Source organism: Xanthomonas sp. (genome assembly GCF_017163755.1).
Lineage (GTDB): Bacteria > Pseudomonadota > Gammaproteobacteria > Xanthomonadales > Xanthomonadaceae > Xanthomonas_A.
Genome location: NZ_JAFIWC010000008.1, coordinates 1 through 16,047, shown reverse-complemented (window position 1 = coordinate 16,047; position 16,047 = coordinate 1). Strand labels below are relative to the sequence as shown.

Annotated in this window: 10 protein-coding genes; all 10 read left to right on the top strand. The window is 71.1% G+C overall.

The genetic code is table 11. The features are described 5' to 3' along the window. Positions 1 to 74: 74 nt before the first annotated feature. Positions 75 to 3,014 (top strand): diguanylate cyclase, encoded by a 2,940-nt coding sequence (locus JR065_RS06940; protein WP_343237252.1) that lies wholly within the window; start codon positions 75 to 77, stop codon positions 3,012 to 3,014. Positions 3,015 to 3,486: 472 nt separating this feature from the next. Continuing rightward, positions 3,487 to 6,438 (top strand): ligand-binding sensor domain-containing diguanylate cyclase, encoded by a 2,952-nt coding sequence (locus tag JR065_RS06935; RefSeq protein WP_206233290.1) that lies wholly within the window; start codon positions 3,487 to 3,489, stop codon positions 6,436 to 6,438. A gap of 141 nt (positions 6,439 to 6,579) precedes the next feature. After that, the gene (flhB, locus tag JR065_RS06930; protein ID WP_206233289.1) at positions 6,580 to 7,710 is read left to right on the top strand and encodes a flagellar biosynthesis protein FlhB; all 1,131 of its coding nucleotides are present in this window, start codon (positions 6,580 to 6,582) and stop codon (positions 7,708 to 7,710) included. A gap of 17 nt (positions 7,711 to 7,727) precedes the next feature. Next, positions 7,728 to 9,791 (top strand): flagellar biosynthesis protein FlhA, encoded by a 2,064-nt coding sequence (gene flhA / locus JR065_RS06925; RefSeq protein ID WP_206233288.1) that lies wholly within the window; start codon positions 7,728 to 7,730, stop codon positions 9,789 to 9,791. A gap of 213 nt (positions 9,792 to 10,004) precedes the next feature. After that, positions 10,005 to 11,597: a flagellar biosynthesis protein FlhF gene (gene flhF, locus JR065_RS06920; protein WP_206233287.1), complete on the top strand. Its 1,593-nt coding sequence runs from the start codon at positions 10,005 to 10,007 to the stop codon at positions 11,595 to 11,597. After that, entirely contained in the window at positions 11,584 to 12,468 is an 885-nt protein-coding gene (locus tag JR065_RS06915; protein WP_206233286.1) for a MinD/ParA family ATP-binding protein, read from the top strand. Before flhF ends, JR065_RS06915 begins: the two co-directional genes overlap by 14 nt. Then, on the top strand, positions 12,465 to 13,214 hold the full coding sequence (locus tag JR065_RS06910) for an RNA polymerase sigma factor FliA (RefSeq protein ID WP_206233285.1): 750 nt from the start codon (positions 12,465 to 12,467) through the stop codon (positions 13,212 to 13,214). The genes JR065_RS06915 and JR065_RS06910 overlap by 4 nt, the downstream gene beginning before the upstream one ends. Before the next feature lie 17 nt (positions 13,215 to 13,231). Then, on the top strand, positions 13,232 to 13,624 hold the full coding sequence (gene cheY, locus JR065_RS06905; RefSeq protein WP_206233284.1) for a chemotaxis response regulator CheY: 393 nt from the start codon (positions 13,232 to 13,234) through the stop codon (positions 13,622 to 13,624). After that, positions 13,624 to 14,232 carry a protein phosphatase CheZ gene (locus JR065_RS06900; protein ID WP_206233283.1) on the top strand — a complete coding sequence of 203 codons (609 nt, stop codon included), beginning with the start codon at positions 13,624 to 13,626 and terminating at the stop codon, positions 14,230 to 14,232. Before cheY ends, JR065_RS06900 begins: the two co-directional genes overlap by 1 nt. Before the next feature lie 4 nt (positions 14,233 to 14,236). After that, on the top strand, positions 14,237 to 16,006 hold the full coding sequence (locus JR065_RS06895) for a chemotaxis protein CheA (protein WP_206233282.1): 1,770 nt from the start codon (positions 14,237 to 14,239) through the stop codon (positions 16,004 to 16,006). The last annotated feature ends 41 nt before the right edge of the window (positions 16,007 to 16,047 follow it).

Sequence of the window (16,047 nt, the reverse complement as noted above, 5' to 3'; positions counted from 1 at the left end):
ATAACGGCATGAGCCCGGTGCGGACGGCATCGACCACCGGCGCGCGCCTTCCAATTGGGACGTCCGTTCTCGCCGTGCTGACCGATCACCTGCCGCCGTGGCTGTCCCGTCTGCGCGCCGCGGCGCTGGGACGCGCCGGCGCGTGCCTGGCGCTTTTCGGCGCGCTCGGCGGCACGGCATTGGCGCAGGACTACAGCTTCCGCGACTACGCCCAGGCCGACGGCCTGCAGGGCCTGAGCACCAACTGCCTGTTCCAGGACCATCGCGACGTGGTCTGGGTGTGCACCGAGCTGGGCCTGCACCGCTACGAACGCGAGCGTTTCGAGCGGCTCGATGCGCAGACCGGCCTGGATAGTCCGCTGGTCTACGCGATGAGCGAGGACAGCCGGCAACGGCTGTGGGTCGGCGCGTCCAACGCGCTGTACGTCGGCGACGGCGTGCGCTTCGCGCCGGTGCCCGGCGCCGACGGGCAACGCCTGTCGATCGACATCGGCCAGTCGCTGGCGCGCTTCGGCGATGACATCGTCGCGCTCAGCGACAAGCGCCCGCTGCGCGTCAGCAGCGGCGAGGGTGGGCGCTGGCGCGTGGCGCCGTTGCAGTCCAGCGGCGCTCCGCTGGGCGAGGTGTCCAGCGTGAGCGCGGTCGGCGATGCGTTGTGGCTGGGGTGCGGCCGCCAGTTGTGCCGGATGGACGCGCACGGCCGGGTGCGCCGGCTGGGCGTGGCCGACGGCGTCCCCGACGACCTGTGGCTGGGCGTGCTGCGCGACCGCCACGGCACCGTGTGGGCGCGCGGCGTGCACCACGTGCTGGCGTGGCCGGCCGGCGCGGCGGGCTTCGCCGACCGGCCGCCGCCCCCGGGGGTGGCGTTCTCCACGCTGTCGGTGGGCGTCAACCTGGTCGAGGACGCGGACGGCCGCGTGCTCACCCGCAGCGACGGCGGTCTGGTACGCTGGGAGGGCGGGCGCTGGCGCAGCTTCAGCCGCAGCCAGGGGCTGAAGCTGGCGCAGAACTTCGGCGCCTTGCTCGCCGACCGCCAGGGCCGGCTGTGGCTGGGCACCCGCGGCCTGGGCGTGCAGCGCTGGCTCGGCTACGGCCTGATCCAGCACTGGGAGGAACCGCAGGGCCTGGCGGTGGGGCCGACCTGGGCGATCCTGCGCAGCCGCGGCGACGGTCGCCTGTACGTCGGCAGCGAGATGGGCGCCAACGTGCTCGACGAACGCAGCAAACGCATGCTGCCGCTGACCGGGGACGGCGGCCAGGCGCTGCTGCAGTCGGTGCAGCTGCTGGACGATGCCAGCGGCACGCTGTGGCTGGGGCAGTCGTCCGGGCGGGTCTGGCGCCTGGAGCGCGGCCGCGGCCGCATGCGCGAGGTGATCAAGGTGCCGTCGACGCTCAAGTCGATGTTCTTCGACGATGCCGGCATGCTGTGGCTGTTCACCACCCGCGGCCTGTTCCAGCTGGCCCCGGGCGCCCGTGCCGCGACAGCGGCGGCCGGGGTGCCGTCCGGGCAGTTCGTCGGCGGCGGCTACGACGCGCAGCGCCGGCTGTGGCTGGTCGCGCGCGACGCCCTGTACCTGCACCAGGGCCAGCGCTGGCAGCCGATCCGGCTGCGCGGCGCGCTGCCCGGCGCGGACCTGGACAAGTTCAGCGTGGGCGGCAACGAGGCCTGGCTGTCGTTCGGCGACGTCGGCGTGTGGCGCGGCCGCCTCGACGCGAAGTCCGCCACCCTGGACCTGCGCAAGGTCGACGACGCGCTGCTGTCGCGGGTGCTGCCCTACGTGCTGCACCTGGACCGCCGGCAGCGGCTGTGGGTCGGCAGCAGCCAGGGGCTGGACCTGTGGGCGCAGGGCCGCTGGATCCGCGTCACCCAGGCCGAAGGGCTGCTGTGGGACGACATCTCCGAGTTCGCGTTGTTCGAGGACCGCGACGGCTCGGTGTGGATCGGCAGCAGCAAGGGCCTCAGCCAGGTGCTCGACCCGGCACGCCTGTTCGCCGCCCATCCGCTGAAACTGCAGCTGCTGCGCGCCTCGCGCGACGGCCGCACGGTCGCCCAGGGCGCGCAACTGCCGTGGTCGCAACAGCCGATCGAGGTCGCCTTCGCGGTCCCCGGCGCGGTCGGCGGCGACGACCACATCAAGTTCCGCTACCGCCTGAGCGGCCTGCAGTCGCGCTGGGCCACCACCCAGCAGAGCCATCTCACCTACACCCTGCTGTCGCCGGGCCGCTACACGCTGGAGGTGCAGGCGCTGGACGAACGCCAGCGCACGCGCAGCAACGTCGTGCGCCTGGACTTCCAGGTCATGCCGCCGTGGTGGCGCAGCCCGCTGGCGTGGATGCTGTACGCGCTCGCCGCCGCGTTGCTGGTGCACCTGGTGTGGCGCTGGCGGATCCGCCAGCTGAGCGCCCGCGAGCGCGAACTGGCGCGGCTGGTCGCCGAGCGCACCCGCGAACTGGAACACGACAAGCGCGAGCTGGAGAAGGCGCGCGCGGCGCTGGCGCTGAAGGCGATCCGCGACGACCTGACCGGCCTGCTCAACCGCACCGGCATCCTCGATGCGCTGTCCGCGCAGATCCGCCTGCATGCGCTGGACCCGCAGCCGCTGGCGGTGGCGATGATCGACCTGGACCACTTCAAGCACGTCAACGACCAGTACGGCCACCTGGTCGGCGACGCGGTGCTGGCGCGGGTCGGCAAGCGCATGAACGCCAACCTGCGCGGCTCGGACCTGATCGGACGCTACGGCGGCGAGGAGCTGCTGGCGGTGCTGCCGGGCCTGGCGCCGCCGGCGCGGGCGCGGCTGCACGAGCTGCACCAGGTGATCGGCGCCACGCCGTTCATCACCGACGGCGGGGTGATCGAGGTCACCGCCTCGATCGGGGTGACCTGGTACCGGCCCGGCGAAAGCGCCGAACAGCTGCTCAACCGCGCCGACGAAGCGCTGTACCGGGCCAAGCACGGCGGCCGCAACCGGGTCGAACTGCATCTGGAGGCGGCGCAGCGCAGCGCGCCGTAGCCGTTCCGGCGCCGGGTGCGGCCAGTGCAGCGATGGCCGTGCTCGCGGATGTACGCGCGCCCGGCATGCAGCCTCCTGGGAGGCCAGGGGTCGGCTGCGTCGTCACGGGTGCGGCGCGCCCTTCCTGCATGATCGATGCGTTGGCGAGGTTCCTGCGTCGATGCGCAAGCTTCAGGGCCTACGGTGCGGCACGCCCTCCACACCCGTCGGCCCTCGCCCTTCCCTGCCCCGGCACGCGCCGCGATCGCGCCGGCCGTGCGCAATACCCCGCAACCGTGGCGCCGGCTCAAGCGCAGGCGGCGCGCGGCCGATATCCGAATGGACCCGCCAGCGCGCTGGCGGCATCGCGACTGCTGCTGCGCAACCTTCCGCCACCGGAACGCCATGAACCGTCCTTTTTCCGGCACTCCCCGCCGCCGCGCCGGCCACCGCGCCGGTGCGCGCAACGCCGGCGACGGCTGACGCCACCGGCATGCGCGCGAACCGGCGGACCTGGCGGCTGTGCGGCACGTTGCTGTGGCTATGGCTGTGGCTGGGCCCGGGGGCGAGCGACGGCGTCCACGCCCAGTCGATTCCGCTGCGCCGCTACGCCCACGACCAGGGCTTGCTCGGCCTGGCCGGCACCTGTCTGCTGCAGACCCGCCAGGGCATGCTGTGGGTGTGCACCGAAAGCGGCCTGTACCGCTTCGACGGACGCGATTTCCAGCAGGTGCCGCTGCACGGCGAGGGCGGCCACCTGATCGCCGATGCCGAAGAGGACGCCGCGCAACGCCTGTGGGTGGCCTCGTCCGAACACCTGTACGTCGACGAAGGCCAGGGACTGCGCCGATTGAGCGTGCAGGAAACCGGGCCGCTGCAGCACGGCGGCCTGCAACTGGCCAGCCCGCGCTGGGGCACGGTGGTGATCGACGGCGAACGCGCGCTGCATGCGCAGCGCCAGCCCGACGGACGCTGGCGGCTGCAGCCGCTGTTCGATGCCGCCACGTTGGCGCGCGTCCCGCAGCTCGGCCGCATCGTCAGCGCCCAGGCCGAAGGCGATGCGCTGTGGCTGGGCTGCGGCCGCGCCCTGTGCCGGATCGGCGCGGACCGTTCGGTGCTGGTATTCGGCCAGGCGCAGGGCTTGCCCGAGGACGTCTGGCGCAGCGTGCTGCACGACCGCGATGGCGCGCTGTGGGTGCGCGGCCAGCACCAGCTGATGCAACTGCCGGCCGGCGCGGCGCGATTCGTGCCGCGTCCGGTCGACGGCGCCGGCGTGGCGATGTTCAGCCGCCAGGCGCAGCTCCTGCTCGATGCCAAGGGCCGCGTGCTGCTGCGTACCAACACCGGCCTGGCGCGCTGGGAAGGCGGCCGCTGGCGCCTGTTCGACCGCCGCAACGGACTGCCGGAAAGCGCCATCGTCGCGCTGCTGCTGGACCGGCAGGGCGACCTGTGGATGACCGTCGACGGCGAAGGCGTGGTGCGCTGGAGCGGCTACGACTGGATCGAGAACTGGGACGTGTCGCAGGGCATGCGCATGGCCCCGACCTGGGCGATCCAGCGCGACCGCCATGGCGCGTTGCTGCTCGGCAACGAGGGCGGCGGCAGCCGCCAGTCCGGTGCCGGCGCGCGCTTCCGGCCCTGGCTGGACGACGCCGGCATCCAGCTGGTCGGCCTGCAGGTCGCCGCCGATGGCTCGCTGTGGAGCGCCGATTCGCTCGGCGACCTGCGCCACCACGATGGCGACGGCGGCAATGGCCGCCTGGTCGCGCGCCTCGGCAGCGCGGTCAAGCGGCTGTACCTGGATCGCGCCGGCAGGCTATGGTTCCTCTCGCAGAAGGGCGTCTACCTGCTGCCGCGGCCGCAGGAGGAGACCCGGCCGCATCGGGTCCAGGCGCTGCCGATGGTGGAGTACACCGACATCCACGAAAGCGCCGACGGCACGCTGTGGATCGCCGGCGCGGCCGGCGCCTACCGCTTGCGCGGCGCGCACTGGTCGCCGCTGCAGCTGCGCCTGGACGGCAAGCCGGCGCGGCCGGCGGTGGACAAGCTGCTGGTGCTCGGGGACGGCACGGTGTGGGCGTCGCTGTCGCGCCCCGGGCTGTGGCGGGGCCGCGTGGACGGCGATGGCCTGGCGTTGCGCCAGGTGGACGACGCCCCGCTCAAGGGCCTGCGCGTGTACCTGATCCGCCAGGACCGCGCGCGGCGGATCTGGGTCGGCCACAACCAGGGCCTGGACGTGTACGACGGGCGACGCTGGTCGCGGCTGAGCCAGTCGCAGGGCCTGCTGTGGGACGACACCTCCGAAAGCGCCTATTTCGAGGACCGCGACGGCTCGGTGTGGATCGGCAACAGCAAGGGCGTCAGCCATGTCCTGGACCCGCAGCGCCTGTTCCAGGGCGACACGCCGGCGGTGACGCTGAGCCGGTTCACCCGCGGCGACCGCGCCATCGGCGCCGGCGCGCGGCTGCCGTGGAGCGAGCAGCCGCTGCACATCGAAGTGACCACGCCGGCGCTGTACGACGACCGCCACCGGGCGACGCTGCGCTACCGCTTCGCCGGCCAGCACAGCCAGTGGATCTCCACCCCGAACTTCGAGATCGAACATCCGCCGCTGGCGCCGGGCGACTATGTGTTCGAGATCCAACTGCTCGACAGCTACCGGCGCAGCGCCTCGCCGCTGACCCGCGTGGCGTTCTCGGTGGCGCCGGTGTGGTGGCGCAGCGCGCCGATGCTCGGCCTGTACGCGCTGGCGGCGCTGGGGCTGGCGATCGCCCTGGTGCGCTGGCGCGAACGCCAGTTGCGCCGGCAACAACGCGAACTGGCCGCCCTGGTGGCGCTGCGCACCCGGGAGCTGGAGCACGACAAGCGCGAGCTGGAGAAAGCACGCGCGGCGCTGGCGGTGAAGGCCTCGCACGACGAACTGACCGGCCTGCCCAATCGCGCCGGCGTGCTCGACGCGCTGATCGAGCAGATCGGGCACAGCCAGGCCGACGGCCGCCCGCTGGCGGTGGCGATGATCGACCTGGACCATTTCAAGCGGGTCAACGACGAGCACGGCCACCTGGTCGGCGATGCGGTGCTGGTCATGGTCGGGCAGCGCCTGACCGCCAACCTGCGCGGCGCCGACCTGATCGGACGCTACGGCGGCGAAGAGCTGCTCGGGGTGCTGCCCGGGCTGCCGATGCCCTCGCACGAGCGGCTGCAGGAACTGCGCGAGGCGATCGGCGGCAAGCCCCTGCGCCTGGGCAGCCAGACGCTTACGCTCACCGCGTCGATCGGCGTGGCCTGGTACCGGTCGGGCGAGACCGTGCAGCAGTTGCTCGGCCGCGCCGACGATGCGCTGTACCGGGCCAAGCACCTGGGCCGCAATCGGATCGAAATGCAGTTGGACGCGGTTCCCGGCGCGGCGCCGGATGCGCCCGTGCACGGGCTCGCCGGCGGCTGAGCGTCCCGCGGCATTCCACTGGCGCAGGCCGCTGCCGCCACGTGGACGGCCACGCCCGCCTGGACTAGGGCCTAGGCGCCTGCGGCGAAACGGAACAGTCCTTGCAAGAGCCGACGGGATCCCTTCCGGCCAGCCCCTGCCATGTCCGAAAACGAACAAGCCGGCGAACCCACCGAACAACCTACCGAAAAACGCCTCAGACAGGCGCGCGAGCAGGGCAACATCCCGCAGTCGCGGGAACTGGCGACGGCGGCGGTGTTCAGCGCCGGCGTGTTCGCGCTGATGGCGATGTCCGGTTCGATGGCCGCCGGCGCGGTCGCCTGGATGAAGCTGGCGCTGCGCCCCGACCCCGGGCTGTACGGCCATCCCGACGCCCTGTTCGGCCATGTCGGCGTGCTGCTGCTGGGCCTGCTGAAGATCACCGTGCCGCTGGTCGGCGTGTGCCTGCTGGCCGGCTTCATCGCCCCGGCGCTGATGGGCAGCCTGCGCTTCTCCGGCGCCGCGCTGATGCCCAAGTTCAACCGGCTCAACCCGATGAGCGGGCTGGCCCGCCTGTACGGCCCGCAGAGCCTGGCCGAGCTGCTCAAGTCGATGCTGCGCCTGCTGTTCGTCGGCGGCGCCGCGGTGCTGTGCACCTGGGGCAAGCTCGACGACCTGCGCGGCCTGCTGCACGAGCCGCTGGAGCAGGCCATCGGCCACGGCCTGGGCTTCACCCAGCGCCTGCTGCTGTACACCGCCGGCGCGCTGGCGCTGCTGGCGGCGATCGACGCGCCGTACCAGAAGTGGAACTACATCCGCAAACTGAAGATGACCCGCGACGAAGTGCGCCGGGAAATGAAGGAAAGCGAAGGCAGCCCCGAGGTCAAGGGCCGCATCCGGCAGATGCAGATGCAGCTGTCGCAGCGGCGGATGATGGAGGCGGTGCCCAGCGCCGACGTGGTGGTGGTCAACCCCACCCACTACGCGGTGGCGCTGAAGTACGAGAGCGGGCGCATGCGCGCGCCGACCGTGGTCGCCAAGGGCGTGGACGAACTGGCCTTCCGCATCCGCGAGATCGGCGAGCAACACCGGGTCGCGGTGATCTCCGCGCCGCCTTTGGCACGCGCCTTGTATAGGGAAGGCGAACTCGGCAAGGAAATCCCCGTGAGACTGTATTCGGTCGTGGCCCAGATCCTGTCCTACGTGTACCAGCTGCGCGCCTGGCGCAGCGGCCCGATGCCGCCGCTGCCGCCGCTGGACGTCGATGAATTCGCCCCGGGGAGCAAGCCGTGAGCAAGCCCGCATCGCAAATGAACGCGCGCAAGATGATGGACATGGTCAAGCACGGGCTCGGCGCCCCGCTGATCGTGATGGCGATGCTGGCCATGGTGGTGGTGCCGCTGGCCGCGCCGGTGCTGGACGCGCTGTTCACCTTCAACATCGCCATCTCGCTGATGGTGCTGCTGGCGGTGGTGTACGTGAAGCGGCCGCTGGAATTCAGCATCTTCCCGATCGTGCTGCTGATGACCACGATGCTGCGCCTGGCGCTGAACGTGGCCTCCACCCGCGTGATCCTGATCAACGGCCAGAACGGCCACGAGGCCGCCGGCAAGGTGATCGCCGCGTTCGGCGAGTTCGTGATCGGCGGCAACTACGCGGTCGGCATCGTGGTGTTCGCGATCCTGACCATCATCAACTTCGTGGTCATCACCAAGGGCGCCGGGCGCGTATCGGAAGTGACCGCGCGCTTCATCCTCGACGCCATGCCCGGCAAGCAGATGGCGATCGACGCCGACCTCAACGCCGGCCTGCTGACCCGCGAGGAAGCCAAGGCCCGGCGCGAGGAAGTGCGCGAGGAAGCGGACTTCTACGGCTCGATGGACGGCGCCAGCAAGTTCATCCGCGGCGACGCCATCGCCGGCATCCTGATCCTGTTCATCAACCTGCTCGGCGGCTTCGCGGTCGGCATCCTGCAGCACGGCATGCCGGTCGGCGAGGCCGCCTCCACCTACACGCTGCTGTCGATCGGCGACGGCCTGGTCGCGCAGCTGCCGGCGCTGCTGGTGTCCTCGGCGGTGGCGATGCTGGTCACCCGCGCCTCGCGCGCGCAGGACATGGGCGCCTCGATGATGGGCCAGGTGTTCGGCCAGCACAAAGCGCTGGCGGTGTCGGCGGCGATCCTGGGCCTGGTCGGCCTGGTCCCGGGCATGCCCAACGTCGCTTTCTTGACGCTGGCGCTGATCCTGGGCGTGCTGGCCTGGAAGATGTGGAAGCGCAGCCTGGTCGCCGAGGAAACCGGCGCCGAGGCGGTGCAGCCGGCCGCGGCCGCCGCCGCGCAGGCCAATGCCGAACTGGGCTGGGACGAGCTGCGCCCGATCGACCCGCTGGGCCTGGAGGTCGGCTACCGGCTGATCCCGCTGGTGGACAAGGCCCAGGGCGGCGAACTGATGGCGCGGATCAAGGGCGTGCGGCGCAAGCTGACCCAGGACATCGGCTTCCTGATACCGCCAGTACACATCCGCGACAACCTGGAACTGCCCGCCAACGCCTACCGGCTGCTGGTGCACGGGGTGCCGGTGGCCACCGCCGACATCCATCCGGACCGCGAACTGGCGCTGGATCCCGGCGGCGCGCTCGGCAAGATCGACGGCATCGCCGGCAAGGACCCGGCGTTCGGGCTGGACGCGATCTGGATCCAGCCGCACCAGCGCGCCCACGCCGAAACCATGGGCTACACCGTGGTCGACCCGGCCACCGTGGTCGCCACCCACCTGTCGCACCTGATCCGCGAGCACGCCCCGGAACTGCTCGGCCACGAGGAAGTGCAGCAGCTCATGGCCACCCTGGCCAAGAGCGCGCCGAAGCTGGTCGAGGACCTGACCCCGAAGGCGCTGCCGCTGTCGGTGGTGGTGCGCGTGCTGCAGAACCTGCTGATCGAGAAGATCCCGGTACGGCAGCTGCGCAAGATCGTCGAGGCGCTGGTCGAACACGCGCCGCAGAGTCAGGAACCCGGCGCGCTCACCGCCGCGGTGCGCAACTCGCTGGGCCGGTTCATCGTCCAGGAAATCGCCGGCATGTCCGCCGAACTGCCGGTTTTCACCCTGGCCCCGCAATTGGAACGCGTCTTGCAAGACTCTACCCAAGGCAACGGCGCCGCGCTCGAGCCGGGTCTGGCCGAGCGGCTGCACCAGAGCCTGTCCGACTGCGTCAGCAAGCAGGAGGCCAGGAACGAGCCGGCGGTGGTGCTGGTGCCGGCGCAGGTTCGCGCCGCACTGGCCCGCCTGGTCCGCCACAGCGTCCCCTCGCTGTCGGTGCTGTCCTACAGCGAAGTGCCGGAAGACAAGCGCTTGAAGCTGGTGGGGACGATTAGTTGAAGCCGGGACCCGGGACCCGGGACCCGGGACTCGGGACTCGGGGCTCGAAAAAGCGCAACGGTCAGGAATCGGAACGGTCAGGAATCGGAATAGACAAATGAATGCTCGCAAACACATCCACAGCCCGACGCCATTGCAAGGTGCAGCCTCCATGCGCTTGCTTTCGCCGAGTCCCGAGTCCCGCGTCCCGAGTCCCGCCCCCAAGGTGTCCGCATGAAGATCAAACGCTTCGTAGCTCCCGACATGCGCACCGCGTTGCGCATGGTGCGCGACGAGCACGGCCCGGATGCGGTGATCCTGTCCAACCGTCGCACCGACGAGGGCATCGAGATCGTCGCCGCCAACAACTACGACGAGGCGCTGGTGCAGCGCGCCCTGGATGCGGTGGTGCCGGACGAGCAGGCGCCGCGCCAGCCGGTCTCGGCCGCCCATCCGGCGCCGCGCGCCACCGCCAACCCGGCGATGGCGATGATGGCCGCGATCAGCGAGCGCCGCGCGTCGGCGCCGCCGATGCCGGCCTCGCCGCAGGATGCCGCGCTGCAGGCGGCGCTGGCGCTGACCCCGGCCCCGGCGCCACGGCTGCAGCGGCCGGCCGCTGCCGCCGCGGCGCCGCGTCCCGCCGCTCCGGTCGAATTCGCCATTCCCGACGAGGTGTTCCGCAGCGCGCCGATCCGCGTGCCGATGGCCAGCAGCCCGTTCGCCGCGGCGGCCACGCCGCCGGCCGCCGCCGATACCGTCCCGGCCTGGCTGGACAGCATCGCCGCGGTGTCGCTGACCCCGGCCGCGCCAAACCCGGCGCCGGTCGCGGCCGTTGCCGCCCCGCTCGCCCCCGCCGCCGGAATCCCGGCGCCGGCCACGCCGGCACCGGCGCCCGCGCCGGTCTTCGCCGCGCCGCAGAACGACGAACAATTGACTCAGCTGCGCGACGAACTGGCGCTGATGCGGCAGATGATCGAGCGCGAGATGAACCGCCTCACCGACGAACGCCTGCGCGGCTCGCCGGTGCGCGCCCAGGCGCTGGAACTGATGGACGACTACGGCTTCGACGCCGGCCTGACCCGCGACGTGGTGATGCAGATCCCGGCCGACATCGAACTGCATCGCGGCCGCGGGCTGATGCTGGGGCTGCTGTCCAAGCGCCTGCCGATCGCCCCCACCGACCCGCTCGAGGAAGGCGGCGTGATCGCCCTGGTCGGCCCCACCGGCGCCGGCAAGACCACCACCATCGCCAAGCTGGCCTCGCGCTTCGTCGAACGCCATGCCGCGCGCGACGTGGCCCTGGTCACCACCGACACCATCCGCGTCGGCGGCCGCGAACAGCTGCACAGCTACGGCCGACAGCTCGGCATCGCGGTGCACGAGGCCGACAGCGACGCGGCGCTGCAGCAGCTGCTGCAGCGCCTGAGCGACTACAAGCTGGTGCTGATCGACACCGCCGGCATGGGCCAGCGCGACCGCGCCCTGGCCGCGCAGCTGCACTGGCTGCGCGCCTCGCGAGTGGTCCGGTCCTTGCTAGTACTCCCTGCCAACGCTCATTTCTCCGACCTGGACGAGGTGGTGCGCCGGTTCGCCGGCGCCGATCCGCAGGGGGTGATCTTGACCAAGCTGGACGAAACCGGGCGGTTTGGCAGTGCCTTGTCGGTGGTCGCGGACCACCGGCTTCCCATCACCTGGGTCACCGATGGTCAGCGCGTGCCGGACGACCTGCACCGCGCCAACGCCGCCAGCCTCGTATTGCGCCTTGAAGATTTGCGGCGCGCTGCCGATAAGCCCTGTACTCCGGAGCAGAACCATGCCGTCGCGTGATTACGCCAAGCTGACCAACGCCTTCCCCCTGTCGGCGACCCGTACCGAGCCCCTGGGGCCGGTGCGCACCATCGCCGTGACCGGCGGCAAGGGCGGCGTCGGCAAGACCAACATTTCGGTCAACCTGTCGATGGCGCTGGCCGACCTCGGCAAGCGCACCCTGCTGCTGGACGCCGACCTGGGCCTGGCCAACGTCGACGTGCTGCTCGGGCTGACCCCGAAGTTCACCCTGGCCGACCTGGTCGCCGGGCGCTGCACGCTGGAAGAGGTGCTGGTCGACATGCCCAACGGCCTGATGGTGGTCCCCGCCGCCTCCGGCCGCCGGCACATGGCCGAGCTGCCGCCGGCCCAGCACGTGGGCCTGGTCAACGTGTTCTCCGAGCTCAAGCGCGAGCTGGACGTGATGGTGATCGACACCGCCGCCGGCATCACCGACAGCGTGCTGACCTTCTGCCAGGCCGCGCAGGACGCGGTGGTGGTGGTCTGCGACGAGCCGGCCTCGATCACCGACGCCTACGCGCTGATCAAGGTGCTGTCGCGCGAGCGCGGCGTGGACCGGGTGCAGATCGTCGCCAACATGGTCCGCGACCCCAACGAAGGCCGCCTGCTGTACGACAAGCTCAGCCGGGTGTGCGAGAAGTTCCTCGGCGACGTGTCGCTGAACTACCTGGGCTGCGTGCCGCAGGACGACTGGCTGCGCCTGGCCGTGCAGCGCCAGCAGCCGGTGGTCAAGGCCTACCCGTCCAGCCCGTCGGCGCAGGCGATCACCGAGATCGCGCGCCGCACCTCGCGCTGGCAGGCGCCGACCGCGCCGCGCGGCAACGTCGAGTTCTTCGTCGAACGGATCATCCAGCGGGGGGTCGCCGCATGAACGCCGCCGCCCAGTACCGCGCCGTCCAGCGCAACAACGACAACGACTACGTCGTCCAGCACGCCGACCTGGTGCGCCGCATCGCCCACCACCTGGCGGCGCGGCTGCCGGCCAGCGTGGAGATCGACGACCTGATCCAGGCCGGCATGATCGGCCTGATCGAGGCCTCGCGCAGCTACGACGCCGACCAGGGCGCCTCGTTCGAGACCTACGCCTCGATCCGCATCCGCGGCTCGATGATCGACGAGATCCGCCGCGGCGACTGGGTGCCGCGCTCGGTGCACCGCCGCGCGCGCGACGCCGCCTCGGCGATCCGCAAGATCGAGCAGAGCACCGGCCGCGCCGCCGCCGCCAACGAAGTGGCCGCGGCGATGGACATGCCGCTGCCGGACTACCTGCGGTTGATGGAAGACGCCGCCCGCGGCCAGGTGCTGAGCCTGGAGTCGCGGATCGAGGACCACGGCGAACTGGACACCATCGCCAAGGGCGGTCCCAATCCGCAGCAGATGCTCGAGCGCAGCGAGTTCGGGCGCGAACTGGGCAAGGCCATTGCCCTGCTGCCCGAACGCGAACAGCTGGTGCTGTCGCTGTACTACGAACAGGAATTGAACCTGAAGGAAATCGGCGCGGTGCTCGGTGTCAGCGAGTCGCGCGTATGCCAGATCCACGGCCAGGCCACGGTGCGGTTGCGCGGACGCTTGAAAGCGTTCGAAGCGGCCGACGCCGGGCTGGAAGACCAAGAATAAGACCAAGGGAGTTTGCGGTGAACAAGAACATGCGGATTTTGATCGTGGACGATTTCTCGACGATGCGGCGCATCGTCAAGAATCTGCTCGGCGATCTGGGCTTCACCAACACTGCAGAGGCCGAAGACGGCAACAGCGCGCTGACCGCGTTGCGCTCGGCGCCCTTCGATTTCATCGTCACCGACTGGAACATGCCCGGCATGACCGGCATCGACCTGCTGCGCAACGTCCGCGCCGACGACAAGCTCAAGCACCTGCCGGTGCTGATGGTCACCGCCGAGGCCAAGCGCGAGCAGATCATCGAAGCGGCGCAGGCCGGGGTGAACGGCTACATCATCAAGCCGTTCACCGCGCAGACCCTGCAGGAGAAGCTCGGCAAGATCTTCGAGCGCATGGGAGCGACCGCCTGATGGAAGCCACGGCCGAACGCAGCGCCCTGATCGAACGCCTGCAAGGCGCGCTGGACGCGCTGGAGAAAGGCGACGAAGCCGGCTGGCGCAAGGAAATCGACACCCTGGCCGCGTGGCGCACGCGGCCGATGATGCAGGGCCTGAGCCGGCTGGCGCGCGACCTGGGCCAGGCGCTGGGCGAGCTGCCCACGGTGCCGACCGAGGCCGGCGAACTCGACGACGCCTGCTCGCGGCTGGACCACGTGGTGGCGATGACCGAGGAGGCCAGCCACCGCACCCTGGACCTGGCCGAGGAATGCCGCGCGCTGGCCGAACAGCTGCGCGCCGGCGGCCTCACCGGCGACCAGGGCGAGATCCTCGACAAGATCCGCCACAACCTCACCGAGATGGCCCTGGCGCAGAGCTTCCAGGACCTGACCGGACAGATCATCCGCCGCGTCGCCGGCATCGTGCGCCGCGTCCACGAAGGCTTCGGCGCGCTGGGCCTGCCGCCGAAGGAAGAAAAGAAACCCGATGGCAGCCTCGCCGGCCCCGCGCTGGCGGGCCTGGACCGTCATGGCGTGTCGCAGAACGACGCCGACGACCTGCTGTCCGGACTGGGACTGTAACCATATGAGCGCCGTACCCGACGACATCGCTGCCGACTTCATCATCGAGGCCCAGGAGATCCTGGACCGGCTCGGCGAGCAGCTGGTGTCGCTGGAGCAGGCGCCTCAGGACACCGAGCAGCTCAACGCGGTGTTTCGCGGCTTCCATACGCTCAAGGGCGGCGCCGGCTTCCTGGCCATCCACGCCATGGTCGAGCTGTGCCACGCCGCGGAAGAGACCCTGGGCATGGCGCGCGCCGGCCAGGCGACGCTGCAGGCGCACCACTTCGACGCCGCGCAGCAGTCGCTGGACTACCTGCAGTCGATGCTCGACGCGTTCGGCAGCGGCGGCGAACCGCCGCACGCGCCGCCGGAACTGATCGCCCAGTTCGACGTCAATGCGCCGGCTGTGCCGGCTGCGGGACCGGGGACTCGGGACTCGGGACTCGGGAAAAGCCAGGCGCCTGCGGCGAAGTCCGCTGATCCCGAACTGATCAGCGACGACGAGTTCGAAGCGCTACTGGACAGCTTGCACGGCGGCGCCGCGCCCAGTGCCGAACCGCAGATTTCCCGAGTCCCGAGTCCCGAGTCCCGAGTCCCGGCGGCCTCGGCCGCCCCGAAGCCCGCCGCCGCGCCGGCCAAGCCCGCCGAGGCCGAACACACCGTGCGCGTGGACACCAAGCGCCTGGACGCGATCGTCAACCTGATCGGCGAACTGGTGCTGGCGCGCAACCGGCTCAAGACGCTGCGCGTGCGCCTGCGCGACGAAGAGCTGGACCGCGCGGTCAGCGGCCTGGACATCGCCACCGCGCGCCTGCAGTCGGCGGTGATGCGCACCCGCATGCAGCCGGTGGGCAAGGTGTTCTCGCGCTTCCCGAAGGTCGCGCGCGACGTTGCGCGTTCGTTGAACAAGGAAGTGGAACTGGAACTGATCGGCGCCGACACCGAGCTGGACCGCAACCTGGTCGAGGCGTTGGCCGATCCGCTGGTGCACCTGGTGCGCAACGCGATCGACCACGGCATCGAGGCGCCGGCGCTGCGCGAGGCCTCGGGCAAGCCGCGCAGCGGCCACGTGCGCCTGTCGGCGCAGCAGGAAGGCGACTACGTCAGCATCGAGGTGCAGGACGACGGTGCCGGCATCGATCCGGAACGGCTGCGCGCCAAGGCGCGCGAGAAGGGCCTGATCGATCCGGAGGCCGCCGCCCGCCTGACCACCGAGGAATGCCTGCACCTGGTGTTCCTGCCCGGGTTCTCGACCAAGCAGGAAGTCACCGACATCTCCGGCCGCGGCGTGGGCATGGACGTGGTGCAGTCGCGCATCCGCGAACTCAGCGGACAGATCCAGATCCAGTCGGAACTGGGCCGCGGCAGCCGTTTCCTGATCCGCGTGCCGCTGACCCTGGCGATCCTGCCGACGCTGCTGGTGCAGGCCGGCGATACCGTCTACGCGCTGCCGCTGGCGCGCGTGGTGGAAGTGCTGCACGCGCCGCTGCGTTCGCTGGGCTGGTTCGACGGCCGCGCCGTGCTCGACCGCCAGTCGCACACCCTGCCGCTGGTGGACCTGCGCCTGTGGCTGGGCATCGACGCGCCGCCGCTGCCGCTGCTGACCGTGGTGGTGCTGCAGGCCGGCGAATCGCGCGTGGGCCTGGTCGTGGACCAGGTGCGCGGCCGCGAGGAAGTGGTGATCAAGCCGCTGCCGCGCGCCTTGCGCGGCCTGCCCGGCTACGCCGGCGCCACGCTGATCGGCGACGGCCGGCTGGCGCTGATCCTGGATGTGGATGGGTTGAAGAACTGAGGTGGCGCGGGACCGGGGACCGCAGGAGCATGTCCCAGCTC